Source organism: Rhodopseudomonas sp. WA056 (assembly GCF_010906995.1).
In the GTDB taxonomy this organism is placed as follows: Bacteria; Pseudomonadota; Alphaproteobacteria; order Rhizobiales; family Xanthobacteraceae; genus Rhodopseudomonas; species Rhodopseudomonas palustris_G.
The window spans coordinates 1-23233 of record NZ_QPFS01000079.1; the positions used below are offsets into that span (position 1 = coordinate 1).

23 protein-coding genes are annotated in these 23233 nt (G+C 65.9%); 15 read left to right on the forward strand and 8 right to left on the reverse strand.

Annotated elements, in window-relative coordinates:
- The coding region (locus DU475_RS15595; RefSeq protein ID WP_164632640.1) for a transglutaminase-like cysteine peptidase at positions 1 to 504 on the reverse strand (504 nt) is incomplete at its 3' end.
- A gap of 331 nt (positions 505 to 835) precedes the next feature.
- Positions 836 to 1447 (reverse strand): PilZ domain-containing protein, encoded by a 612-nt coding sequence (locus DU475_RS15600; protein ID WP_013501717.1) that lies wholly within the window; start codon positions 1445 to 1447, stop codon positions 836 to 838.
- Positions 1448 to 1816: 369 nt separating this feature from the next.
- On the opposite strand from DU475_RS15600, the gene DU475_RS15605 reads away from it, so the two are divergent.
- Positions 1817 to 2575, forward strand: coding sequence for a Crp/Fnr family transcriptional regulator (locus DU475_RS15605; RefSeq protein ID WP_234713338.1), 759 nt, complete (start codon positions 1817 to 1819; stop codon positions 2573 to 2575).
- Here the strand turns inward: DU475_RS15605 and DU475_RS15610 are convergent.
- Complete coding sequence (locus DU475_RS15610; RefSeq protein WP_013501719.1) at positions 2557 to 3114, reverse strand: PAS domain-containing protein; 558 nt, start codon at positions 3112 to 3114, stop codon at positions 2557 to 2559. The two genes, DU475_RS15605 and DU475_RS15610, sit on opposite strands and share 19 nt — an antisense overlap.
- A 561-nt stretch (positions 3115 to 3675) precedes the next feature.
- On the opposite strand from DU475_RS15610, the gene DU475_RS15615 reads away from it, so the two are divergent.
- On the forward strand, positions 3676 to 4440 hold the full coding sequence (locus DU475_RS15615) for a rhomboid family intramembrane serine protease (protein ID WP_047308585.1): 765 nt from the start codon (positions 3676 to 3678) through the stop codon (positions 4438 to 4440).
- A gap of 233 nt (positions 4441 to 4673) precedes the next feature.
- Positions 4674 to 5102, forward strand: a complete 429-nt coding sequence (locus DU475_RS15620; RefSeq protein WP_013501721.1) for a CBS domain-containing protein — start codon at positions 4674 to 4676, stop codon at positions 5100 to 5102.
- 21 nt (positions 5103 to 5123) lie between these two features.
- Here the strand turns inward: DU475_RS15620 and DU475_RS15625 are convergent, their stop codons facing one another.
- On the reverse strand, positions 5124 to 5759 hold the full coding sequence (locus DU475_RS15625; protein ID WP_164632641.1) for a TetR/AcrR family transcriptional regulator: 636 nt from the start codon (positions 5757 to 5759) through the stop codon (positions 5124 to 5126).
- Between the two features lie 149 nt (positions 5760 to 5908).
- Between DU475_RS15625 and DU475_RS15630 the strand changes: the two genes are divergently transcribed.
- The 3 genes from DU475_RS15630 to DU475_RS15640 are packed head-to-tail and all read left to right on the forward strand — an operon-like array spanning position 5909 to position 9523.
- Positions 5909 to 8170, forward strand: coding sequence for a TonB-dependent siderophore receptor (locus DU475_RS15630; protein ID WP_164632642.1), 2262 nt, complete (start codon positions 5909 to 5911; stop codon positions 8168 to 8170).
- A gap of 28 nt (positions 8171 to 8198) precedes the next feature.
- A complete protein-coding gene (locus tag DU475_RS15635) occupies positions 8199 to 9314 on the forward strand; it encodes a PepSY-associated TM helix domain-containing protein (RefSeq protein ID WP_164632643.1) in 1116 nt (371 codons plus the stop codon).
- On the forward strand, positions 9311 to 9523 hold the full coding sequence (locus DU475_RS15640; protein ID WP_013501724.1) for a hypothetical protein: 213 nt from the start codon (positions 9311 to 9313) through the stop codon (positions 9521 to 9523). The genes DU475_RS15635 and DU475_RS15640 overlap by 4 nt, the downstream gene beginning before the upstream one ends.
- Before the next feature lie 22 nt (positions 9524 to 9545).
- On the opposite strand, the gene DU475_RS15645 is transcribed toward DU475_RS15640, so the two are convergent.
- Entirely contained in the window at positions 9546 to 10577 is a 1032-nt protein-coding gene (locus DU475_RS15645; protein WP_013501725.1) for a patatin-like phospholipase family protein, read from the reverse strand.
- 234 nt (positions 10578 to 10811) lie between these two features.
- On the opposite strand from DU475_RS15645, the gene DU475_RS15650 reads away from it, so the two are divergent.
- The 3 genes from DU475_RS15650 (at position 10812) to DU475_RS15660 (ending at position 16510) form a co-directional block, all read left to right on the forward strand.
- Positions 10812 to 11870: an RgsD C-terminal domain-containing protein gene (locus tag DU475_RS15650; protein ID WP_205524403.1), complete on the forward strand. Its 1059-nt coding sequence runs from the start codon at positions 10812 to 10814 to the stop codon at positions 11868 to 11870.
- Between the two features lie 180 nt (positions 11871 to 12050).
- Positions 12051 to 14543, forward strand: a complete 2493-nt coding sequence (locus DU475_RS15655) for a putative bifunctional diguanylate cyclase/phosphodiesterase (RefSeq protein ID WP_202907683.1) — start codon at positions 12051 to 12053, stop codon at positions 14541 to 14543.
- Positions 14544 to 14635: 92 nt separating this feature from the next.
- Positions 14636 to 16510, forward strand: a complete 1875-nt coding sequence (locus tag DU475_RS15660) for an amidohydrolase (RefSeq protein WP_164632645.1) — start codon at positions 14636 to 14638, stop codon at positions 16508 to 16510.
- A gap of 57 nt (positions 16511 to 16567) precedes the next feature.
- Here the strand turns inward: DU475_RS15660 and DU475_RS15665 are convergent, their stop codons facing one another.
- Positions 16568 to 17131 (reverse strand): nitroreductase family protein, encoded by a 564-nt coding sequence (locus DU475_RS15665; protein ID WP_041807180.1) that lies wholly within the window; start codon positions 17129 to 17131, stop codon positions 16568 to 16570.
- A 284-nt stretch (positions 17132 to 17415) separates the two neighbouring features.
- Between DU475_RS15665 and DU475_RS15670 the strand changes: the two genes are divergently transcribed.
- The 3 genes from DU475_RS15670 to DU475_RS24600 all read left to right on the forward strand — a co-directional run bounded on the left by DU475_RS15670 (position 17416) and on the right by DU475_RS24600 (position 18441).
- Entirely contained in the window at positions 17416 to 17994 is a 579-nt protein-coding gene (locus DU475_RS15670; RefSeq protein WP_013501729.1) for a hypothetical protein, read from the forward strand.
- Positions 17995 to 18073: 79 nt separating this feature from the next.
- Positions 18074 to 18298, forward strand: a complete 225-nt coding sequence (locus tag DU475_RS24595; protein WP_502706849.1) for a helix-turn-helix domain-containing protein — start codon at positions 18074 to 18076, stop codon at positions 18296 to 18298.
- A complete protein-coding gene (locus DU475_RS24600) occupies positions 18265 to 18441 on the forward strand; it encodes a helix-turn-helix domain-containing protein (RefSeq protein ID WP_502706850.1) in 177 nt (58 codons plus the stop codon). The genes DU475_RS24595 and DU475_RS24600 overlap by 34 nt, the downstream gene beginning before the upstream one ends.
- A gap of 16 nt (positions 18442 to 18457) precedes the next feature.
- On the opposite strand, the gene thrS is transcribed toward DU475_RS24600, so the two are convergent.
- The gene (gene thrS, locus DU475_RS15680; protein ID WP_047308593.1) at positions 18458 to 20539 is read right to left on the reverse strand and encodes a threonine--tRNA ligase; all 2082 of its coding nucleotides are present in this window, start codon (positions 20537 to 20539) and stop codon (positions 18458 to 18460) included.
- Between the two features lie 223 nt (positions 20540 to 20762).
- Here thrS and DU475_RS15685 point away from each other — a divergent pair, with 223 nt between their 5' ends.
- Together DU475_RS15685 and DU475_RS15690 are read left to right on the forward strand one after the other, a co-directional pair.
- On the forward strand, positions 20763 to 21881 hold the full coding sequence (locus DU475_RS15685) for an MFS transporter (protein WP_049800186.1): 1119 nt from the start codon (positions 20763 to 20765) through the stop codon (positions 21879 to 21881).
- A 68-nt stretch (positions 21882 to 21949) separates the two neighbouring features.
- The gene (locus tag DU475_RS15690) at positions 21950 to 22174 is read left to right on the forward strand and encodes a hypothetical protein (protein WP_041807181.1); all 225 of its coding nucleotides are present in this window, start codon (positions 21950 to 21952) and stop codon (positions 22172 to 22174) included.
- A 68-nt stretch (positions 22175 to 22242) separates the two neighbouring features.
- Here DU475_RS15690 and DU475_RS15695 read toward each other — a convergent pair whose 3' ends face one another.
- The gene (locus DU475_RS15695; RefSeq protein WP_013501734.1) at positions 22243 to 22899 is read right to left on the reverse strand and encodes an O-methyltransferase; all 657 of its coding nucleotides are present in this window, start codon (positions 22897 to 22899) and stop codon (positions 22243 to 22245) included.
- 96 nt (positions 22900 to 22995) lie between these two features.
- Here DU475_RS15695 and DU475_RS15700 point away from each other — a divergent pair.
- A partial coding sequence (locus DU475_RS15700; protein WP_164632646.1) for a helix-turn-helix domain-containing protein occupies positions 22996 to 23233 on the forward strand: 238 nt, incomplete at its 3' end.

Here is a 23233-nt window from a genome sequence, read left to right on the forward strand (position 1 = left end):
GGCGACGACTTCCTCGTTCTGGTTGTCGAGGATGAACTCGCCCTTGTCTGTCTTCACCGTCAGCACCGCGTGGCCTTCGTTCTTCTTGTCGCGCACCACGGTGATCAGCAGCGCTTCGCGCGGCCAGCCGGCGTCGATCAGCATTTTGCGCTTCAAGAGTACGTAGTCTTCGCAATCGCCGTAACCGTCGGCCGGAAGCGACCACTTTTCGATCACGCCCCAATGATCCATGTCGGTCAGCGGCTTGATATTGTCGTTGACCCAGCGGTTGACCTTCAACAGATCCTGCCAGGCGGTCTGCGTCAGCACGATGTCGCGTGCCTGACTGCGACCCCCGCGGCAATCCTGCGGATTGTCCGAGCAGAACTCGATCCATCCGATCGGTGCGCGCGTCTCGTCGCCGATGCTCGCGTAACGAACTCTGTTGTCGGCTTGCGCCGTCGCGGTCAGTGCGACGACGGCGGCGATCACCGCCAGCCCCCGAAATCCCCTGTTGCCCGACATTGTGGCCCCCGTTTCTTGTTGGGACCATCATTTGCACAAGCAATTTGCAGGGCCGCTAAATCGACCAAGTAAAGTCGATGCGAATACTCGGAAAACTAGCCGCGAATTCGATCTATACTTGAATCGAATTTGCATAAAATGCGAGATATCGGCAATTGATTCAAATTTGAGCTGTTAACCCGCGCAGCGCTGCGGCACGCGCGGTTGCTAAGCGCTTCGCAGCGCCCGTTAACTGCGTTCCGCGCAGTGCGTCGGGTCGCCGTTGCAGGATGGCAGGTGAGAAGTGGTGCGAAAACGCGGCGCTAGGCGGCTTTGCAGCGGGCGTCGTCGTTCACCGCGCGGTAACGCTGTCTTCGAGCGTTTCTTCGAGCTGCTCGTGGATGAACTCCAGCGCGAAGCCGTCGTCGAGGTGACGGACGACGCGCGACGCGACCCGTCCGAGCAGGACCTGTGCGTGCAGCGGCGGGCGATGCTCCGCGGCGATCGCGGCGCCGGAGCGCGACATGTCGATGATACGGCAGCTCATCCGGCTGCCGTCGTCGAGCGTCAGGATGGCGATCGGGTTGCGCGGCACGATGCGATCGTGGCGGCGATCTTCCGGCAGGTTGAGGATGTCGCGATTGGCCAGCCAGGTCAGTTGCGCGGCGAGCTTGTCGCGCTTGCGCGGGGTGGCCGCGAGGGTCATCGCAAAGCCGTTGTCGATGATCCGTGTGATCTTGCCTTCGACGCGGCCGACATGATCGAGATAGGCGATCACGCGGTCGCCGACGTTGCCGATTCCGGGCGCCAGCATCGCCAGTCCGCCGGGCGACATGTTGATCACCTGGCAGGGAAATTCGCGGCGATCGGGCAGCATGTAGCGCCCGAGCAGGTGGACCTTCACCCGCTGGAAGCGACGACGCTCGAGCGTCGCCGGCTGGCTGTTGGGGCTCTGCAACAACAAGATTGGGTTCCGATGGCCGGTCGCGCTGGCGTAGCTTTCAACCTAAAGCGCGTACAGTTAACGGGCCGTTAGCACTCCGCTGCCGACGGTCGATCGTCGGTGGCCGCTGCGGAACCGGCGCGGCTCTCCGAGTTCCCGGGCCGACCGGCGGGCTGCCTGCGCAACTAACAACTCGTCCGCGTGGCGGCGGGGTGGATCGTCGTGCGCCGCCATATCGTATGTTCGCCGCGTAGTTGTACGCAGTGGACTTTGCATCGGGCTCGAACGATTAAAGTTCCGGGGAGCCGCAATTGCAGCGGCGATTTTTCAAGAGCCGATTGACAGCTCGTGGCGCTGTTTCGGCGGATTCCCGGGGCGGGAACCATGGCGATGAGCCAATCGGCCAATGAATTGCTCGCTGCGTTGCCGGCAGCCGACTTCGATCTGCTGCGTCCGCATCTCTATACGATCGATCTGAAGTTCGGTCAGGTTCTGGTCGAGGCGGGTGCGCCGCTCGCGCAACTGGTATTTCCTCACGGCGGCATCGTCTCCAGCGTGGTCGGCCTGACCAAGGCAGACGTGATCGAGGTCGCATCGATCGGCCGGAACGGCGTCATCGGCAGCGAGGCGGTGCACCAGAACGTGGCGGCGACCGGCGCGGTGGTGCGCTATCCCACGTCGGCATCGGCGATCGACGTGATGCATTTCCGCTACGCGGTCGATCACAGCGCGGTGCTGCGGGGCCTGATGCTGCGTTATCAATGGAGCCGTTCGGTCGAGGCCGAGCAGATCGCAGCCTGCAACGCCGCGCATTCGGCCGAAGCCAGGCTGTGCCGTCGCTTGCTACAATCGCGCGATATGGCCGGCAGCGACTGCATGCAACTCGGTCAGGACCTGATGGCGCGGATGCTCGGGGTTAAGCGCAACACCATCTCACTGATCGCTCACGCGCTGCAGCAGCAGGGGTTGATCCGCTACAGCCGCGGCCGGCTCGCCATCACCGATCCCGACGGCCTGATGCAGAGGGCCTGCGGGTGCTATAGGGCGACCCGCGGCGGGTTTGCGGCGGTCGCGGTCGACCGTCAGCCCAGCATGGTGGTCCCGCGGCTCGGCTCCGACTACGCCGCGTCTCAGTCGTTGCCTTCGTAGACCGTCAATCCGCGCACCACCTGAAACTTGTGCAGCTTGCGTGGCGGCAACCGCCGCGGCTGCTGGCCGACGGTCCGCCACGAGTTCAGCCGCAGGTTCGACAGCGGGCCGATCAGCCGGCCGCCCAGCGGCGCCAGCAGCCCGGTCATGCTCAGCGGGCTGTGCGCGCGTTGCGCGAACGGCAGCAGCAGCAGTTCCAGTGCGACCGGGGTCGCGTTAGGCGCGGTGGCGGTGATGCCTGCGACCACCGCGATGGTGTCTCCCGACACGATGTCCAGCACCTGTTGCACCGCGCGGCGCTGCTCCAGCACGAACAGCGTCGTCAGCTTCTGGCCCTTCAGGTCCTGGCCGAGCAGGGCGTTGAGCCGGGTGCCGGCGAACCGAAACGGATAGCCGGGCAAGTCGCACGACACCACGAACATCTCGCCGAGCTGGCTGCGCAGGGCATCTGGTTCAATTGCACTGCGGTCCGGGGCGGGGGCGCCGTCGCGTTGCTTGTCCCAATAGGCGAACAGCGCCTGGCTCGACGGATGCTTCATGGACGACCTTGGTTCGCGGTCGTCGCGTGCGGACGCGATTGGGACATGACTGTCCCGAATTCGCCCGGCGCGACGCTCCAGAGTGTTGTGCAGGAGCCCTGGTGCAGCGTCCATGCCGGTCCGCGCGAACAGCGGCGTCATACCCGGCTTTGCGTCGTTAAGGTTAAATTAACTATGGCGTTGCGCGCGGGGGAACCGCCGCTAGGCTGGCGGCATTGCAGTGCTGGCGACTCCAGACCGTCAGCGCTGGTGGGATACAGGGTGGCTGAAAAACAGGTCGGCCGACGCATCGGACAGATGGTCTGCGATGCGAACGGTGCCGGCACGGACCGGGGGGAGGGCTTTCTCAGGGCCCTCCCTTTTCCGTTTCGCAGCTCTCGCGACACTATCAGGCGGAGCGCGCCGGTGGCCTGGCACTGATCGGCCTCGGGCTGTCGATTCTGGTCAACCACTTGTCGGTGGCGTGAGGGTCGGGCGCCTGGCGAGCCAGTTTTCCGCGGTTGCGAAAAGTGCTCTAAGGGATCTGGCTCGCCGGTCCCGTCTCGTATCAGGTCGTCTGCTTTGGAAGCTCCGTTCGAATCCAACACCGCTCCGCCGCAGCCGCCGCGCGAGCCGATCCTGACGCTGCCGGCCGCCGTGACCGGTTACGTCGCGCTGCTCGCGGTGATCCATCTGCGCACGCTGGTGTCGCCGGACTTCGAGTATTGGACGATCGAGGTGTTCGGCTTCATCCCGATGCGCTACGACCAAACCCTGCTGGATTCACCTTTTCCGGGCGGAACCGGCGCCAAGCTCTGGACCTTCGTCAGCTATTCGCTGCTTCACGCCAATCTCAGCCACCTGCTGTTCAACGTGCTGTGGCTGCTGCCGTTCGGCAGCGCGCTGGCGCGCCGATTCGGGGCCGCCCGGTTCTTCGTGTTCATGGCCGTGACCGGGGCAGCCGGTGCATTCGCGCATCTTCTCACCCACCCCCACGAAATCGCACCGATGATCGGAGCTTCCGCTTCAGTGTCGGGCGCGATGGCGGCGGCGATCCGATTCGCCTTCGTTCGCGGCAGCTTCCTGTCGCTGCGGCGAGGCGATGCTGATGCCGCGGCGCGGGTGCCGGCGCAGCCGTTGATGCGGGCGCTGCGCGATCCGCGGGTGCTGGCGTTCCTCGGCATCTGGTTCGGCATCAACATCATCTTCGGGATCGGCTCGATCGCGATCGGCAATGAGGGCGCCAGCGTCGCCTGGCAGGCGCATATCGGCGGCTTCTTCGCCGGGCTGCTGCTGTTCTCGTTGTTCGACCCGGTGCCGCGCACGCCGGAATCCGTGCCGCTCTGACGCGCTGCGATCAGTTGTTCGCAGTTGCGAGTAGCTTGCATCTAACTTTGAATTGCCGCAATCTTCCGGTGTGATTGCACCCGGCGCCGCGCGCGCCGGCTCGGAACGGGTGTTCGCGCTGTTTCAGCGTCGGTCTTGTCCGAACATCGACTGTCTCGCTGCTGCTGATTCCGTTGCTGATGTCACAACCAGAGCCGCCGGGCTCGGCAAGGCGGCGTTACGGGAGGCCACCCATGACCGTGCGTGCGATTCTCGAATCCAAAGGCCGCTACATTCATAGCGTCGAGGCCGATGCCCGGCTCGCGTCTGCGATCAAGACCCTGGCGGAGCGCCGGATCGGCGCGGTGCTGGTGATGCACGGTACGCGGCTCGAAGGTATCTTGTCGGAGCGCGACATCGTTCGTGTGCTCGCCGACCGCGGCCCGGCTGCGCTGGATCAGCCGGTCGGCGCGGTGATGACCCGCGACGTCTTCACCTGCCGTCAGGACGACAACGTCGGCGAGATCATGGAGCGGATGACAGCCGGCAAATTCCGGCATCTGCCGGTGATGGAGCACGACCGCGTGGTCGGCCTGATCTCGATCGGCGACATCGTCAAATCGCGGCTGTCCGAATACGAGCACGAGCAGCAGGCGCTGCACGACTACATCAAGTCGGCCTGAGGCTGGTAACAGCAACCAGGATCAGGCGCCGGCACCGTCGAGAAACAGCGCCCAGGCCTTGTCGAAATAAGCATTCTGGGCGCGGGGCGACGCATAAGTCGTCCCGCCCAGCATCGCATCGATCATCGGCCCCATGGCGATGCTGTTGAGGAGCTGGCTGGCGAGAAAGCGCGCATCGCCGCGGGCGAGGGTGCCGGCCTTCTGGGCCTCGCCAATCAGCGACAGCAATCGGTCCATGATCGGATCGTCGGTCCGGCTCGCCACGGCCTGACCGACCACGATCGCCTCGCTGAAAGCGATGCGCTTGAACGCGATCAGCGTGGGATCGACGTTGACGGCAAGGAGCCAGCGTGCCGCCGCGCGAAGTTGTGTCAGCGCATCCCCGGTCTGGCTCGCCATCGTGGTCTGGAAGTGCGCCAGCGTCTGCACGCGGGCGTGCTCGACCACACCTTCGAACAACGCCAGCTTCGACGGGAAGCGCCGATATACGGTGTCCTTGCCGACGCCGCAGGCGGCCACGACCTGTTCGACCGAGGTCGCGGCGAAGCCCTGCTGCGCGAACAGCCGCGACGCCGTCTCGATGATGTGAAGCGACTTGGCTTCGACATCGCTCTTGCGCGGGCGGCCGCCTTTGGAAGTGGTCGTCGAAGTCGGCATTGAGATCCTTGATCGTCGATACGACGAGGCGAGTCTTTCGAGCAATTCCAATCCCAGATTTGCGATCACTTGGCAATCGATCTGGACAGGACGGTCCCGTCCCGTTTATTTCCCGCCCGCCTCGAGGCGAGGTATCTGGGGGAGAGCGGATGGGAAACGAGAACAAGATTGTCGCCGGCGTCGCGATTGCGCTGTCGCTGAGTGGCGGCTCCGAAGCGCTGGCGCAGAGCGCGCGCGAAGCCGCGGTGGCACTGCCGCCGGTCACCGTGCAGCCCGCCGAGCGTCGCTCCGCGCGACGCGCGCAGCCAGCTCCCGCGGCTCAGCGTGCGGTGCCGGCACGCACTCCGGCGCGTGAACAGGCGACCCCGGCGGCGCGCCCGGTCAACGCCAGCAACACCTCGGATCGCTACGTCGCCCGCACCTCCGCAACAGCGACCAAGACCGACACGCCGGTCCTGGAGACGCCGCAGTCGATCTCCACCGTCACCCGCCGGCAGATGGACGATCAGAACGTTCAGACCGTTGCCAACGCGCTGCGCTACAGCGCCGGCGTGCTGTCGGATGCCGACACCAATTCGCGCTTCGACAGCGTGTTCATCCGCGGTTTCGGCGCGTTCGGCACCGCGACCAACTATGTGAGCTTCCTTGACGGCTTGAAGCTGCCGCGCGGCCAGGCGTTCGCCAACACCGCGATCGATCCGTTCCTGCTCGACCGTGTCGAGGTGCTGAAGGGACCGTCGGCGGTGCTGTACGGGCAGACCAGCCCGGGCGGTCTGGTCAATCAGATCAGCCGGATGCCGAGCGCAGTGCCGTACAACGAGGTCCGCGTCGAGGGCGGCACTTACGGCCGCATCCAGTCCGGCGCCACCAGCCAGGGCGCGCTCGATAAGGACGGCCATTGGCTGTACAGCCTGAGTGCGATCGGCCGGACGTCCGGCACGCGCTACGACAATGTCGACGAGCAGCGCTTTGCGGTCGCGCCGGCCCTGACCTGGGCGCCCGACATGGACACGCGGTTCACTGTTCAGAGCTATTATCAGAAGGATCCGAAGGGCGGCTACTTCAACTCGCTGTATCCGACCTCGCTGGCGCCGCTGCAATACCGGCCGTACCTGAACTCCAAGCTCAATGTCGGCGATCCCGGCTTCGACTCGTTCGAGCGCGAGCAGTACGGCATCGGCTATCAGTTCGACAAGCGTCTCAACGAGGTCGTCAGCGTCAAGTCGAGCCTGCGCTATTCGCACGTCGACATCGACTTCAAGTCGTTGCAGATGAACGCGCCGCTCACCGCCATCGGGACGATCCCGCGCTGGGCGATCCGCTCGATCGAGGACGTCGGCGGCCTGTCGACCGACAACCGCGTGCAGTTCGACTTTGCCACCGGCGCGCTGCAGCACAAGATCATCACCGGCGTCGACTATCAGAATACGCTCAGCAACTGGACCTACCAACTCGGCGGTGCGACCGCGCTCGATGTCGTCAATCCATTGTATAATCAGCCGGTCGGCTCGCTCGCCTCGCTGATCGACAGCGGTCAGAAGCTGTCGCAGACCGGGCTGTACGCGCAGGATCAGATCAGCCTGGGCGGATGGCGCGCCACGCTCGGTGTCCGTCATGATTGGGCCGAGCAGAGCACCGAAAGCCGGCTCGCCGGATCGCGCTCCAATCAGTCGGGCGACAAGACTACCTATCGGGCGGGGCTGCTGTATCTGTTCGACAGCGGTGTTGCGCCTTACGTCAGCTATTCGACCTCGTTCGAACCGGTGACCGGTGTCGGCGCCGATGGATCGGCGTTCGTCCCGACCACGGCCGAGCAATACGAGGGCGGCATCAAGTATCAGCCGACCTTTCTGCCGATCCTGTTCACGGCGTCCGTGTTCGACATCCGCCAGCAGAACGTCCTGACGCCGTCGACCGTGCCGGGCTTCAACGTGCAGCAGGGCGAGGTCCGTTCCAAGGGAGTCGAATTGGAAGCGCGCGGCAACGTCACCGATAGTCTCGAGCTGATCGGCGCCGTGACGTTCCTCGACACAAGGGTGGCGCGATCGTCGAACGCGCTGATCGTCGGCAATCGACCGCAGGCGGTTCCGGACTTCTTCGGCTCGATGTGGGCGAACTACACGTTCCAGTCCGGCCCGGTCACCGGCCTGACTTTCGGCGGCGGCATCCGCCATGTCGGCGCCAGCTATGGCGACGATGCCAACACGCTGCGGGCGCCGGCCTACACGGTGGTCGATGCGGCATTGAAATACGATCTTGTGAACCTGGCACCGAGCCTGAAGGGCACGACTCTGACACTCAACGTCAACAACCTGTTCGACAGGGAGTACTATTCGAGCTGCTCGTCGGGGTTCTACTGCCAGTTCGGCAATCGCCGCACGGTGCTGGCGGGAATTAGGTACCGGTGGTGAGGGTCGACGCCAAGAAGGCGCGCCGCCGATGACGCGGCGCGCCGTTCGAGCTTGGGTCTGGGTGCATCGCTGGAGCAGCCTTGTCTGCACGTTGTTCGCGCTGCTGCTGTGCCTGACCGGCCTGCCGCTGATCTTCAAGGACGAGCTTGGTCCTGATCTGAAGCTCGCGGCGACGACCGTACCGCCAGGCAGTGCATCGGTGGACTCGATGGTTGCGCGCGCTCTCGCGGCGCGGCCTGGCCAGGTGGTGCCGTATCTGTTCTACGATCGGGAGCATCCGATCCTGAAGGTGCCGACCGCAGCCTCGATGACGGACGATCCGGCCTCGTTTCACTATCAGGTGTTCGACACCCGCACCGGGCAGCAGATCGAGATCCCGCAGCCCAATGAGGGCTTTTTGTATGTGATGACGCGGCTGCATCTCGACCTGTTCAGCGGAGTGCCGGGCACGCTGTTTCTTGGATTCATGGGCCTGTTGCTGGTCGTTGCGATCGTATCCGGCGTGGTGCTGTACGGTCCGTTCACGCGCCGCCTTGCGTTCGGCGTGGTGCGGACCGACGGCAGCCGCTGGCGCACCTGGCTCGACTTGCACAATCTGCTCGGCATCGTGACGCTGGCCTGGTTCGGTGTCGTCAGCTTCACCGGCGTCATCAACACGCTGGCAGCCCCGATCGAACTCGCCTGGCAGGCCAACCAGCTCGTCGAGATGGCGGCACAGGCCAAGCCGCCCGAGATCGAGGGACAGCGTGCGTCGACCGACGCGGTGCTGCGCGACGTCCGCGCCGCGGTGCCCGGCATGAACGTGATGACGGTGGCGTTTCCCGGCACGCCGTTCGCTACCCCGTCGCACGTCGCGATCTTTCTCACCGGCAACACGCCGATCACCAGCCGCATCCTCAAACCGGCGCTCGCCGACGCGTCGACCGGGCAGGTGGTCTCGGTCCGCGACATGCCGTGGTATGCGACCGCGCTGTTCATGTCGCAGCCGCTGCATTTCGGCGACTATGGCGGGCTGCCGCTGAAAATCATCTGGGCGCTGCTCGACGCCGCGACCATCGTCGTGCTGATCAGCGGTCTGTATCTGTGGTGGGCGAAGCGTCCGCGCCGCGGCGGTGCTGTGGAAGCCGAAAGCTCCGCATCATGAGTGCGCTGCGACGACAATGGCTGTGGCCGATCGCGTTGGCGGCTTCGACCCTGATCGGACTGCTGGCGGCGCTGATCGGAGAGGGCGGCGTTTGGCGCAGCTTGTGTTGGGTGGCGCTTGGTTTGCCGTTGGCGACCATCGCAGTCTGTCTGTTGCGCCTCCGCAACCTCCCGCCGTCGGCGCGGCAGGATCCGATCGACCGCCTCTGATGATCGCGCCGGGCGGCGGTGGTCAGGTCTCCACCGGCACCGTCGCCTTGGGCTGCGGCGTGACTTCTTCGATGGTCTCGCGGATCGAATCGATCGCGCGTTCGGCGGCGCGGGCGCCGTGGGCGATGATCTCGTCGGCGCGGTGGAAGTCGAACCAGCCGATCCGGCCGACCCTCGGGGAGATCAACAGGTCGGGCGGGTCGCCGGCGAGCCGCGCCCGAGTGATGCGGTCCTGCATGATGTTGAAGGCGTCGGTCATCACCTTGGAGATGCCGGGGCGTTCCGGATTGCCGAACAGTTCCTGTTTGACGAACCGCTCCGGAGAGAAGAACCGGGTGAAGCCGCGCTTCTGCACCGGCGGCTCCTCGGGTTCCGGTGCGACGACAGCGGCTGCCGCCGCGCCGTGCGAGAAGATCGTGGTGCCGTGGCCGAACACGTCGCTGGAGACGTTGGCGGCGATCACGATCTCGGCGCCGAGCGCGCGCGCCGCCGACACCGGCACCGGATTGACCAGCGCGCCATCGACCAGCCAGCGGTCGCCGATCAGCACCGGCGAGAAGATGCCGGGCAGGGCGTAGGACGCCCGCACCGCGTCGACGATCCGGCCGTGGGTCAGCCAGATCTCGTGGCCTGTCGCGACCTCGGTGGCGACGCTGGCGAATTTCTGCGTCAGATCCTGGATCAGGATCGGCCCGAGCGTGGCGTCGAGCTGCGCCGCGAGCTTGCTGCCGCCGATCAGGCCGGAGCCGTTGAGCCGGATATCGAGATAGCCGAAAATGTTGCGCGGTTGCAGCCGGCGCGCCCATTCCTCCAGCGTGTCGAGATGACCTGCGACATAGGCGCCGCCGACCACTGCGCCGATCGAGGTGCCGACCACCACGTCGGGCGTGATGCCGTTCGCCAGCAGCGTGCGCAGGATGCCGATATGCGCGAAGCCGCGCGCCGCGCCGCCGCCGAGCGCCAGCCCGATCACCGGCCGGCGGATGCTGTCGAGGCCGACCTTGTCCGGTGCCGGCGCGTTGCCTTGCCCACGTCCGATCAGGTTTTCCAGCATGGTTGCCTCCTCGACTCGTCGCCCGGTGTGGACCAGGCCGCCCCGGCTCGCGACTCGCGTTGCCGGATCGTGTCATATCGCTTCAAATGCATGAATAATGCTTGAGGCAGCCGGGACTAGGGGAAAATCGTGACGCAATCACGAACAGCACGCATGTACCGCTGGGGTGGCGGCCGCTGCGACAGGGCGCGGGACCGGCTTGAATTTGCCGCGTTTTCGGTGAAAACCATCGCCATGATCTTCAGGGGTAATATCGTCGGGGGGCGGCGCCGGATTGTCGCACAGTGGGCGTTCGTCGCAGTGTGCGCGCTGGCGCTGACGCAACCGGCTGCGGCGCAGTTTTTCAGCGATCGGCCGCCGCCCGTTCCGCCGGCCTCTGTGCCGGAGCCGCCGGCCGGCGCAGCGATCAGTTTGGCGCCGCAATCCGGCGCGGCTGCGGCCCCGAGCCTGCCGGCGCCGCTGACCCAGCCCCCCGTCGGTGCGGTGGCGCCACCGTCGATGTCGCCGTTGCCGCCGATCGCCGCGCCGGCGCCGCCCCAAGGCGTCCTCGCCTTGACGGCGCGCTACGGCAAGGACCAGCCGGTGATCAACAGCGGTCTGATATGGCGGGTGTACTCGGATCGCCCCGACGACAGCGGTGCCATCAAGCTAATCCGGGAGGATCACGGCGCTACTCCGAGCATTCCGCTGCCGCCCGGCAACTACGTCGTGCATGTCGCGCTCGGTCTGGTCAGCGCGGTGCGGCCGGTGACGGTCAAGGCCGATACCGAGCGCGAGAATTTCGTGCTCCCTGCCGGTGGCCTGCGGATCGAAGGCAAGGTCGGCAGTTCGCGAATTCCCGCCAACCAGATTTCCTTCTCGATCTACAAGGGCAGCCAGTTCGACAACGCGCAGCGGGCGCCGCTGTTGCCGGGGGTCGCCGCCGGTGACGTCGCTCTGGTGCCGGAAGGCACTTACTACATCGTCTCCAATTACGGCGACGCCAATTCGGTGGTGCGATCCGACATTCGCGTCCAGACCGGCAAACTCACCGACGTCACGATCACGCACCGCGCCGCGGTGATCACCCTCAAGCTGGTCAGCGAGAAGGGCGGCGAAGCGCTCGCCAACACCTCGTGGTCGGTGCTGACGCCGGGCGGCGACGTCATCAAGGAATCGATCGGCGCATTCCCGCGTGTCGTGCTGTCCGAGGGCGAGTATCGCGCCATCGCCAAGAATGAAGGCAAGGTGTTCGAGCGCGGGTTCAATGTGGTCAATGGCGTCGACGGCGAAGTCGAAGTGCTGGCGCGCTGAATCACGTATCGGCGCGGCTTCGCATTGATCGCTTCGCGCGATTTCCGCGCCGTCACAATGGTGAACGCGAAGTAACCATCGCGCGACTTAAAACCTTCATATTCAGTGGTTTGTCCCCCGCTGGGCGATACGTTTACATCGTCTTAATCGGGAATAGTTCGACTGCGCGCCGCACTTCTCATGCGCGGGGCGCTTCTCGTGTCGGCTACCGTCACTCAACTTTCCGAAAATTCGACCAGTCAGCTTGCTGCAGACTTAACCGTGCTGCAGCGCAAGTGGCACGCGGCGATTCAGCCCGGACAGTCGCTGCCGAGCTACGAAGAGGTAATGCTGGGGAGTTTGGGGCGGCTGGCTGATCATCTGGTGCTGCTGGAGATCGACGGCGAGACGCCGGAGGTGTCGCGCACCGGCCGCTACGCCCAGCAATGGCTCGGCGACGAGCGCTGGGATATTCCGCTGGATGCGCTGTCGCCGGATTGCGGCACCGCGCTGGCGCAAGCCGCCTCGGGCGCGCTGCAGAACAAGCGGCCGCATCTCGGTACCGCGCATTGCGTCCGCGACGGCATCGTGCAGCGCTACACCCTGCTGGCGCTGCCGACCGCCTCGCGCTGGGGCGGTACCCTGGTCGGCGTCTACGTCAATGAAGAGCGCCATCGCTACAACCTGCTCGACGCGATCTTCTCCTCGACCGACGACGGCATTGTCGCCCTGACGGCGATCCGCGGCCCCGACCGCCGGCCGTTCGACTTTCAGATCGTCCATGTCAACCAGGGCGCCTCGCAATTGCTGCGGCATTCGGTGGCCGAGCTGCACTGGAGCCGGCTGTCGGTCGGACATCATCTGCTGTGCACACCAGACGTCGCCGGGCGGCTGATCGAGCTGGTCGATTCCGATGCGAGCATCACCTTCGCGGTCGACAGCGGCGACCGCAATCTCAGCCTCAGCGCCACCGCGTTCGGCGACGTGATCTCGGTGACGATCTCCGACGTCACCTCGCTGAAAAAGCGCGAGGAGTCGTTCCGGCTGCTGTTCGACGGCAACCCGATGCCGATGTGGGTGTTCGACGCCCAGACCTTCGAATTCCTCAGCGTCAACGACGCCGCGGTGGCGCATTACGGCTATCCGCGCGACCAGTTCCTGCGGATGTCGCTGCGCGAGATCTGGCCGCGCGAGGAGTGGATCGCGCACGGCCAGACCCTGCTGGAGATGCGCGACAGCTATCAGTCCGAGGGCAATTGGCGTCACATCAAGGCCGACGGCTCCGAGATTCACGTGCTGACCTTCGGCCGCCGCGTGGTGTTCGACGGCCGCGACGGCTTCCTGGTGGCGGTGGTCGACGTCACCGAGCGCCGCAAGGCGGAGGCCAAGATCGCCCACATGGCGCATCACGACGGGCTTACCAATCTGCCGAACCGCGCGCTGTATCAGCAGCGGCTGGAGCAGGCGCTGGCGCAGGCCCGCGGCAGCGGCACGATGGTCGCGGTGATGTGCGTCGACCTCGATCTGTTCAAGAACGTCAACGACTCGTTCGGCCATCCGATGGGCGACCGCCTGCTGCAATGCGTCGCCGAACGGCTGCGGCAGCAGATCGGGGACGGCGATCTGGTGGCGCGGCTCGGCGGCGACGAATTCGCCATCGTGCTGACCTCGCTGGCGACGCCGAACGAAGCCAGCAATCTGGCGGCGCGGCTGATCGAGATCCTGAGCGCGCCCTACGACATGGACGGGCTCGAAGTGGTGATCGGCGCCTCGATCGGCATCGCCCTGGCGCCGTCCGACGGCGACGAGTGCGAGGCGCTGTCGCGCAACGCCGACATGGCGCTGTACCGCGCCAAGGCGGCCGGCGGCGGCTGCCACCATTTCTTCGAGAAGGAGATGGACCGCCAGGCCCAGATCCGCCGCGACATGGAGCTCGATCTGCGGCAGGCGTTCGCGCGCGGCGAGTTCGAACTGCACTATCAGCCGCTGATCGATCTGGCAGAGGACCGGATCGGCGGCTTCGAGACGCTGCTGCGTTGGCGTCATCCCGAGCGTGGCATGATCTCGCCGTCCGACTTCATTCCGGTGGCCGAGGACATCGGCCTGATCGTCGGTCTCGGCGAATGGGTGCTGCGGCAGGCGTGTCTGGAAGCCGCATCCTGGCCGTCGGACGTCAAGGTCGCGGTCAATCTGTCGCCGGTGCAATTCCGCAGCCGCAACCTGGTGCAGGTTGTGATCTCGGCGCTGGCGCAATCGAGCCTGGTGCCGCACCGGCTCGAGCTGGAGATCACCGAGTCGCTGTTTCTCGCCGACAGCGAGGCGAACCTTGCGACCCTGCATCAGCTCCGCAGCCTCGGGGTGCGGATCTCGATGGACGACTTCGGCACCGGCTACTCGTCGCTGAGCTATCTACGCAGCTTCCCGTTCGACAAGATCAAGATCGACCGCTCGTTCGTGAAGGATCTGACGCAGCGACCGGACTGCCTTGCGATCGTGCGTGCGATCGCCGGGCTCGGCCGCAGCCTCGACATCACCACGCTGGCCGAAGGCGTCGAGAGCGTCGAACAGCTCGACGCGCTCCGCGCCGAGGGCTGCCACGAGGTGCAGGGATTCCTGTTCAGCCCGGCCCGGCCGGCCTCGGAGATTTGCGGGCTGCTGACGCGGTTCGGGCGGCAGGCGTCGCAGGCGGCGTGACCAAAGCCCGACCAATGTCCGGGGGGTGAGTTTCCGACTCAGTGCTAAGCTGCCGCAGGGCCACTAACAACTTCGGTCCTGGAGCGCGCGCCATGTGCATCGCCTGCAATCCTGCATTCCAGTTCGCATTCCGCTCACTGTCGCTGCCGTCGCGCCGCACGGTGCTGAAGGGGGCGGCCGCGTTGAGCGCGAGCGTCCCGTTCGTGGCCGAAGCGGTGGTATCCAAGTCGGCGAAAGCCGATGGTGGTATCAACGCGCGGCTGGCGAGCGCGCTCGGTGGCGAGCAGATCGCCAGCGCCGCGGCACCGATGACGATCTTCACCGCCAGGAAGTTCATCACCATGGAGCGTGGCGCGCCGGAGGCGACCGCAGTCGCCGTCGCGGGCAAGCGGATCGTTGCGGTCGGCTCGCTCGATCAGGTCATGGAGGCGCTCGGCGACCGTTCCTTCACGGTGGACGAGACCTTCGCGGCCAAGATCGTGACGCCGGGACTGATCGACCAGCATCTGCACCCGGTGCTCGGCGCACTGACCCTGGCGGTCGAGGTGATCGCGCCGGAGGATTGGGTGCTGCCGGGCGGCACCCACAAGGCGGCCGGCAGCGCCGACGCTTACCAGGCGCGGCTGAAGGCGGCCGACGCCAAGCTGACCAAGCCCGACGCTTGGCTGTTGACCTGGGGCTATCACGCGCTGTGGCACGGCAAGCTCGACCGCGCCGCGCTCGACGCCATCAACCCGACCCGGCCGATCGCGGTGTGGCATCGCTCCTGCCACGAATTCTATCTGAACACCCCGGCGCTGACGGCGCTTGGCATCACCGAGGCGATGACGCTGAACCAGGGGCAGGCAAGCGAGCAGTCGAACTGGCGTGAGGGGCATTTCTGGGAGGGCGGCCTCAACCTGATGATGACGCCGATGATGAAGGTGCTGGCGACGCCGGAGCGGCTCGCCTTCGGGCTGAAGCAGATGGTGAGCTATCTGCACGCCAACGGCGTCACCGCCTATATGGAGCCGGGCGCGCTCTACACCCCGGACATGTGGAAGCTGTACGAGCAGATCCTCGGTGCCCCCGACACCCCGATGTACTCCACCTTCATCGCCGACGGCCGCGGCATCGTCGACCGCGTCGGGCTCGACGGCGCGCTCGATGCGGTCGAAGCGCAGATCGCGGTGGCGCCCGAAGCGCCGGGCCGCAAGCTGATGTTCTTCCCCGGCCAGATCAAGCTGTTCGCCGACGGCGCCATCATCTCGCAGTTGATGCAGATGAAGGACGGCTATCTCGACGGTCATCAGGGCGAGTGGATCATTCCGCCGGACGAACTGGAGCGCCGCGCCCGGCTGTTCTGGAACGCCGGCTATCAGATCCACACCCACGTCAACGGCGATCTCGGCCTTGAGAAGCTGCTCGACATCCTGGAGAAGCTGAACACCGAGCATCCGCGCGCCGATCATCGCAGCGTGATCGTGCACTTCGCCAATTCGACCGAGGATCAGGTCGCACGGATCAAGCGGCTCGGCGCGCTGGTCAGCGCCAATCCGTACTATACGACAGGCTTCGCCGATAAATACAGCGCGGTGGGGTTGGGGCCCGAGCGTGCCGACGCGATGGTGCGGGCCAAATCGGTGCTCGATCAGGGCGTGCCGCTGTCCTATCACTCCGATCTGCCGATGGCACCGAGCGCGCCGCTGTATCTGGCGTGGTGCGGCGTCAACCGGATCACCTCGTCCGGCCGCGTAGCAGGTCCGGAGCAGCGCGTCTCGGTCGATGCGGCGCTGCGCGCGATCACCATCGAGGCGGCGTATTCCTGGCGCCACGAGGACCACCTCGGCAGCATCGCGCCGGGCAAGATCGCCAACTTCACGGTGCTCGAGCAGGATCCTTATGCGGTGCCGCCGGAGCGGCTCAAGGATGTGCCGATCTGGGGGACGGTGTTCGAAGGGCAGGTGTTCCCGGTCGGCCGCGCTTAGCGCGCGGGACGGCTGCGGTGCGCCGTGAGCGGACCGCAGCCGGAAGCTCGAACGCGCCTAGAACCGCGTGACGATCGCGCTCAGTTCCGGCCGCGGCCGGTCTTCGATATCTTTCGGCCGGGTGCCGATGTGGATGAAGCCGGCGAGCTTCTCGTCGCCGCGCAGCCCGAGCCCGCTCAGCACTTCGGGATCGAACGCGATCCAGCCGGTCAGCCAGTTGGCGCCGTAGCCGAGCGCGGTCGCGGCCGAGACGATGTTCATGCAGCTCGCGCCGGCCGACAATTCCTGTTCCCACACCGGCACCTTGGGATGCGGCTTGGGCGACGACACCACCGCGATCACCAGCGGCGCTTCGCACAGCCGCGCTTTTTCGGCGGCGATCTCGGCGGCGGTCGCTTCGGGATGCTTGCGCGCGAACACGTCGGCGATCACTTCGCCGGCTCGGACGCGGGCGTCGCCTTCGAACACGATGAACCGCCACGGCGCGATCTTGCCGTGGTCCGGCACGCGGGCGCCGATCGTCAGGATGGTCTCGAGCTCGTCGGGCGAGGGGCCGGGGCCGGTCATCTCGCGCGGCTTCACCGAGCGGCGGGTCTTGAAGAATTCGATCGGGTCGGAAATGGCTGCTCTCCATCTGCTCCAGCCTGCGGCCGCGGCAGCGATCCGCGGGCGCAGGCTTCGGCCGGCAATCTATCGCATGTCGGCGCAAGGTTCGATCAGAACCGTACCAATCCCGCGGCTCGACCATCGCGCTTGGCGATAGGAAAAGCTTGCCGCCGCCGGCAATTGCCGCCGCGATGCGCGCAACGACCGCCGCGCGATCGTGTTGATCGGACAAGACTTCTTCGTGGCGCGAAGTTTGCAACCCCACCACCGCTCGGACCAATTTGGAGTGGGGGCGCATCATGAATATCACCGACCGACACGGCCACGTGCTGACGCCGTATATGCACGTGACCAAGGCGGATTCGGAGAAGTCCACCAACAAGAACGGGCTCGCTTTCGAAGGCGACGTCTACAGCTTCGCGGACCTGATGAAGGCGCATCCGGAAGCGGTGCGTAAAGTCACCTCCGCCGAGGTCGACGAGATCGCGCGCGTCTGGCTGCAGCAGCAGGAGACGGCGCCGCGCGGCGGCTCCGACAACGAGCCGGACGACGTCTACGCCACCGTCAAGGTCGGCAATCAGGTGGTGGCGAAGCTGTACAATGGCGGCATCGCCGAGATGAGCAACGCCACCGCGTCCGCGGTCAGCGGTCTCGACGAGCCGTCCCTGGTTGGCCCGGCCCTGGCGCAATGGCGGGCGGAGACCTACGCTAGGCTGCTCGGCGGCAAGGTCGAGATCGCCGATACCGCCAAGGCGCAAAGCGAATGGACGCCGCGCTCCGGCACCGCGCCGCAATACAGCCGCGCCGAACTCGATGCGGCGATCGCCGCGATGCAGAAGGGCGTCGCTCAATCCCCCGGCGTCGACCGTAGCGTGTGAACTGGTCCCGACTTGCGCGAGGACGTCGGGACGCATCGCGATTACGATGCGATCGACGCACAAACCGTTTGAGGTCGCCATGGACATAGCTCCGATCAAGTCACAGCGCGATTATCGCCGTGCCCTCAAGCAGATCGAGGAGCTGATGAATGCGCGGCGGAATACGCCGGAGGGCGATCGGCTGGACGTGCTGGTGACCTTGGTGGAAGCTTGGGAGCGCAAGCACTACCTGCTCGATCTGCCCGATCCGGTCGAAGCGATCCGCTACACATGGAGCAGAACGATCTGCAGCCCCGCGACCTGATCCCGTTCATCGGCAGTCGCAATCGGGTGCACGAGGTGCTCAATCGCAAGCGCGATCTGACCTTGCCGATGATCCGGAAATTGCATCAGGGGCTCGGCATCCCAGCCGAGTCCCTGATCAAGAGCGTAGGCGAGCCGGCCTGACGCCGCCGCGCGCCGGTTACTCGGCCGCGACCGCGGGTGTCATCCCGCGCATCCGCCGCACGTCCGGCGGGGTCGCCTCGTCCACCAGCGCGGCGATTGCCTCGTCGGTGGGCATCACCTTCTGGCCGTCGCTGCCGAGGCGGCGGACCGAGACCGAGTGGGTCTCGGCTTCCTTCTTGCCGACCACCAGCAGGGCAGGCACCTTGGCGAGCGAATGCTCGCGCACCTTGAAGTTGATCTTCTCGTTGCGCAGATCGATGTCGGCGCGCAGGCCGGCCTTGCGCAGCGCCGCCAGTACCTTCTTGGCGTATTCATCGCCTTCGGACGTAATCGTGGTCACCACGACCTGCACCGGCGCCAGCCACAGCGGGAAGTTGCCGGCGTAGTGCTCGATCAGGATGCCGGTGAAGCGCTCCATCGAGCCGCAGATCGCGCGGTGCACCATCACCGGCGCCTTCTTGGCGCCGTCGGCGTCGATGTAGAACGCGCCGAACCGTTCCGGCAGGTTGAAGTCGACCTGGGTGGTGCCGCATTGCCAGTCGCGGCCGATCGCGTCGCGCAGCACGTACTCGAACTTCGGCCCGTAGAACGCGCCTTCGCCCGGATTGATCTCGGTCTTGATGCGGTTGCCGCCCTTGGCCTTGATCTCGCTCAGCACCGTGGCCATCACCCGCTCGGCGTGATCCCACATCTCGTCGGTGCCGACACGCTTGTCGGGGCGGGTCGAGAGCTTGACCGTCAGTTCGCCTTCGAAGCCGAAGTCCGAATAGGTCGACAGGATCAGATCGTTGATCTTGATGCACTCCTCGGCGAGCTGCGCCTCGGTGCAGAACACGTGCGCGTCGTCCTGGGTGAAGCCGCGCACCCGCATCAGCCCGTGCATGGCGCCTGATGGCTCGTAGCGATGCACGACGCCGAACTCGGCCATCCGCAACGGCAGGTCGCGGTAGCTTTTTAGGCCGTGCTTGAAGATCTGGACGTGGCCCGGGCAGTTCATCGGCTTCAGCGCGAACCAGCGCTTATCCTCGGCGTCCTCGCCGGCCGACTGCGCCGCGAACATATTCTCGCGGTACCATTCCCAGTGCCCCGAGGTCTCCCACAGCACCTTGTCGAGGATCTGCGGCGCGTTGACCTCGTCGTAGTCGCCGGCGAGACGGCGGCGCATATAGCCGACCAGCGACTGGAACAGGCTCCAGCCCTTGGCGTGCCAGAACACCACGCCCGGACCTTCTTCCTGGAAGTGGAACAGGTCGAGTTCACGGCCGAGCTTGCGATGGTCGCGCTTCTCGGCTTCCTCGATCTGATGCAGGTAGGCGTCGAGATCTTCCTGCTTGGCCCAGGCAGTGCCGTAGATCCGGGTCAGCATCGGGTTGTTGCTGTCGCCCCGCCAATACGCACCGGCCACCTTCATCAGCTTGAAGGCGGTGCCGATCTTGCCGGTCGAGGTCATGTGCGGACCGCGGCACAGATCGAACCACTCGCCCTGCTTGTAGATCTTGATGGTCTGGTCTTCGGGGATGGCGTCGACCAGCTCGACCTTGAACGCCTCGCCGTTGTCGGCGAACACCTTCTTGGCTTCGTCGCGGGTCCAGACTTCCTTGGTGAACGGTTTGTCGCGCGCGATGATCTCGCGCATCTTCTTCTCGATCGCCGCGAAGTCTTCCGGCGTGAACGGCTCGTTGCGGAAGAAGTCGTAGTAGAAGCCGTTCTCGATCACCGGGCCGATCGTGACCTGGGTGCCCGGCCACAGACTCTGCACCGCTTCGGCGAGCACGTGGGCGCAATCATGCCGGATCAGTTCCAGCGCGCGGCCGTCGTCGCGGGCGACGAAGTCGATGGCGGTGTTGTCTTCGATCGGATCGGCGAGGTCGGTCAGCGTGCCGTTCAGCGCCATCGCGACGGTGCGCTTGGCGAGCGAGGGCGAAATGCCCTTGGCGATGTCGAGCCCGGTGGTGCCGCGCGGATATTCGCGGGTCTTGCCGTCGGGGAAGGTGATGGTGATCTGGTCCATGGGGGCTACCGGCTTGAGGTTGGAGAGGGTGTACTGGAAGCCGGAGGTGGACGCGGAAGGCTTGTCGCCCGAAGTCTTGTCGGTCATCGGAAGGCTCCTCTGGCTCACTCCTGCGTACGAGCGCAGGTAAGCGGAAAGGGGCTGTATAGCAGGGGAATCGGACGATTCAAGGAAGCCGAACCCTGCGGCGGCGCGCATTTCGCCCTGCTGGTGTCGCAGCGCATGCCCGGCCCTGCAGAATTTTAATGCATCTGCATGGAAACGCTGCTAGCCTTCCGAGGTGTCCCGCTCGTTCGCCCCCACCGCGCTGATGCTCGGCAATTTCGTCACCGGAACCTCGGTTCTGGCGCCTGCCGGCATGTTGCCCGATCTGGCGGCCGGGCTCGGGGTGACGATCCGCGACGCCGGGCTGCTGATCACCTTCGGGGCGATCGTGCTGTGCATCGGATCGCCGCTCACCGCCTGGCTGACCAGCCGGATCGATCGCCGGCTGCTGCTGACGACGACGCTGGCAGTGCTGGCGCTCGGCAATCTCGCCTCCGCCTTTGCGCCGAACTATGCCGTGCTGCTGGTGCTGCGGCTGGCGATGCTGTCGGTCGGCGCGCTGTACACGCCGCAGGCCGCCGGCGCGGTGGCGCTGATCGTGCCGCCGGAAAGGCGCGGCGGCACCATGGCCTATGTGTTTCTCGGCTGGTCGTTGGCGGTGGCGCTCGGCGTGCCGCTGGTCACCTTCGCGGCCGATCATGCCGGCTGGCGTGGCGCCTATCTCATCGTCGGCGGCATCGGGCTGATCAGCTTCGTCCTGTTGTGGCTGCGGCTGCCGGGTGGTCTGACTGCGGCGCCGGTGAGCCTGCGCACCTGGGCCGCGGTGGGGCGCAACCGCCGCATCCTGACGCTGCTCGGGGTGTCGTCGCTGCAAACCTCCGGGCAGTTCGTGGTGTTCACCTTTTTCGGCCCGCTGCTCACCGGGCTGACCGGCGCCGGGCCGCGCGAGATCGCGCTGGTGTTTGCGATCTACGGCGTCTGCGGCTTCGTCGGCAACGTCATTGCCAGCCGCATCGTCGACGGCTGGGGCGCGTATCGCACCTCGGCGCTGTTCACCTCGCTGATGCTGGCCGGTATTCTCGGCTGGACGTTCGGGGCCGGGCATTTCGCGGTGATGGCCGCTGCGGTGGCGGTGTGGGGTCTCGGCTTTGCGGCGTCGAACTCGATGCAGCAGGTTCGGCTGGTCACGGCCGATCCGACGCTCGCCGGCGCGACGGTGTCGCTGAACACATCGGTGCTGTATGTCGGCCAGGCGATCGGCTCGGCGATCGGCGGCGCGCTGTTCGCGGCCGGGCTGCTGCACGTCAACGGCTACGTCTCCTCCGCGGTGCTGGGTCTGGCGCTGTGCATGGTGGTGGCCGCGACCCGCGACCGCAGCGCTTGAGCGCGCCGCAGCCGCATCGCGCCGCGCTGCGACGTCTTACATAGTTGATCACGCCCAGCAGCAGGCGCGTGCCGATCAGCACCGGCGCGTGGGTCGGCGAGATGTGCGGCGGGATCAGCACCGCGATCGCGGTGAAAGCGAGGCAGGTGTGCAGCGCCAGCCGGCGGCGCAGCGACAAGGCAGGGGTAGGCGAGGCATCGATCGAACGGACGGCCATGGGAGTCTCCAGGCTGATCCGCGATCGGCGGCGTCATCAGCGCACGCCGACCGCGATGGATCGGGACGTGCGTTGATTGACGTTGAACGCTTACGGCCGGCGCTGCCGGCGGCAGACCACGGGGCGTGCGCCCCGTCGGAAGTATCAGCCGAGCCGCATCGACAGCTCGACATCGGCGGCGAACGACACCGACAGATAACCGTTCGCCGGATCGCGCACCCGAGCCAGATAGTCCGGGCAGTGATCGGCGTTGTCGGCGACGATCAGCGCGCCGGGCGACAGCCGGCTTTCGATCAGGTCGAGAATATCCGCATACAGCGCTTTGGCACCGTCGAGCAGCACGAGATCGATGCGGTCGGGTATATCCTTGCTGAGCGTCTGCAGCGCATCGCCTTCGCGGAATTCGACCAGATCGGCGAGATCGCCGGCTTCGAGATTGGCCTCGGCGCGGACCAGCTTGGTGTGCTCAAACTCGGTGGTGATCAGCCGGCCGCCGCCATTGTCGCGCAGCGCCGCGGCCAGATGCAGCGTCGAAATGCCGAACGAGGTGCCGAACTCGACGATGCTCTGGGCGCGGCAGCCTCGTGCCAGTATGTAGAGCAGCACGCCGGTCTCAGGCGACACCGCGAGGGCGTAGTCTTTCAGCCGGCCGTACAGCGTCGCGTAGTCGGTCTTGCTGCGCATCAACTGCATCGTGTCGGGTGCAAGCTGGTCGGGCTGCGGCTGCGGCTGCGCGGCGTCGGCTTCGTCGAACAAACGCGTCAGCAGCGGGGCCAGCGGTGAGGTGGTGAGGGTGGTCATTGCGAACTCCAAAGGGGAGTGATCAGCGCGATGTTGCGCGTCCACAGAAATACGAATAAATATTCGCATTCGCTAATCGCATTCCCCGAGGCGCCGATGGCCGAACGCCGAAGTGGCTCAATTTCCTCGCGAAAACAGCCGCAGCAGGCGCGCTCGACCGAGCTGGTCGCGGCCATTCTGGAAGCGGCTGTTCAGGTTTTGGCGAAGGAGGGCGCGCAGCGCTTCACCACCGCGCGGGTCGCCGACAAGGCCGGGGTCAGTGTCGGCTCGCTGTATCAGTACTTCCCCAACAAGGCCGCGATCCTGTTCCGGCTGCAGAGCGACGAGTGGCGGC

Coding starts and splice junctions, on each gene's coding strand:
- DU475_RS24600 (WP_502706850.1), top strand. CDS start 18,265: ATGGAGCAGAACGATCTGCAGCCCCGCGACCTGATCCCGTTCATCGGC.
- DU475_RS15695 (WP_013501734.1), bottom strand. CDS start 22,899: ATGACCACCCTCACCACCTCACCGCTGGCCCCGCTGCTGACGCGTTTG.
- DU475_RS15645 (WP_013501725.1), bottom strand. CDS start 10,577: ATGCTGGAAAACCTGATCGGACGTGGGCAAGGCAACGCGCCGGCACCG.
- DU475_RS15650 (WP_205524403.1), top strand. CDS start 10,812: ATGATCTTCAGGGGTAATATCGTCGGGGGGCGGCGCCGGATTGTCGCA.
- DU475_RS15605 (WP_234713338.1), top strand. CDS start 1,817: ATGAGCCAATCGGCCAATGAATTGCTCGCTGCGTTGCCGGCAGCCGAC.
- DU475_RS15635 (WP_164632643.1), top strand. CDS start 8,199: ATGACGCGGCGCGCCGTTCGAGCTTGGGTCTGGGTGCATCGCTGGAGC.
- DU475_RS15610 (WP_013501719.1), bottom strand. CDS start 3,114: ATGAAGCATCCGTCGAGCCAGGCGCTGTTCGCCTATTGGGACAAGCAA.
- thrS (WP_047308593.1), bottom strand. CDS start 20,539: ATGACCGACAAGACTTCGGGCGACAAGCCTTCCGCGTCCACCTCCGGC.
- DU475_RS15620 (WP_013501721.1), top strand. CDS start 4,674: ATGACCGTGCGTGCGATTCTCGAATCCAAAGGCCGCTACATTCATAGC.
- DU475_RS15630 (WP_164632642.1), top strand. CDS start 5,909: ATGGGAAACGAGAACAAGATTGTCGCCGGCGTCGCGATTGCGCTGTCG.
- DU475_RS15685 (WP_049800186.1), top strand. CDS start 20,763: ATGCTCGGCAATTTCGTCACCGGAACCTCGGTTCTGGCGCCTGCCGGC.
- DU475_RS15625 (WP_164632641.1), bottom strand. CDS start 5,759: ATGCCGACTTCGACGACCACTTCCAAAGGCGGCCGCCCGCGCAAGAGC.
- DU475_RS15640 (WP_013501724.1), top strand. CDS start 9,311: ATGAGTGCGCTGCGACGACAATGGCTGTGGCCGATCGCGTTGGCGGCT.
- DU475_RS15655 (WP_202907683.1), top strand. CDS start 12,051: ATGCGCGGGGCGCTTCTCGTGTCGGCTACCGTCACTCAACTTTCCGAA.
- DU475_RS15670 (WP_013501729.1), top strand. CDS start 17,416: ATGAATATCACCGACCGACACGGCCACGTGCTGACGCCGTATATGCAC.
- DU475_RS15660 (WP_164632645.1), top strand. CDS start 14,636: ATGTGCATCGCCTGCAATCCTGCATTCCAGTTCGCATTCCGCTCACTG.
- DU475_RS24595 (WP_502706849.1), top strand. CDS start 18,074: ATGGACATAGCTCCGATCAAGTCACAGCGCGATTATCGCCGTGCCCTC.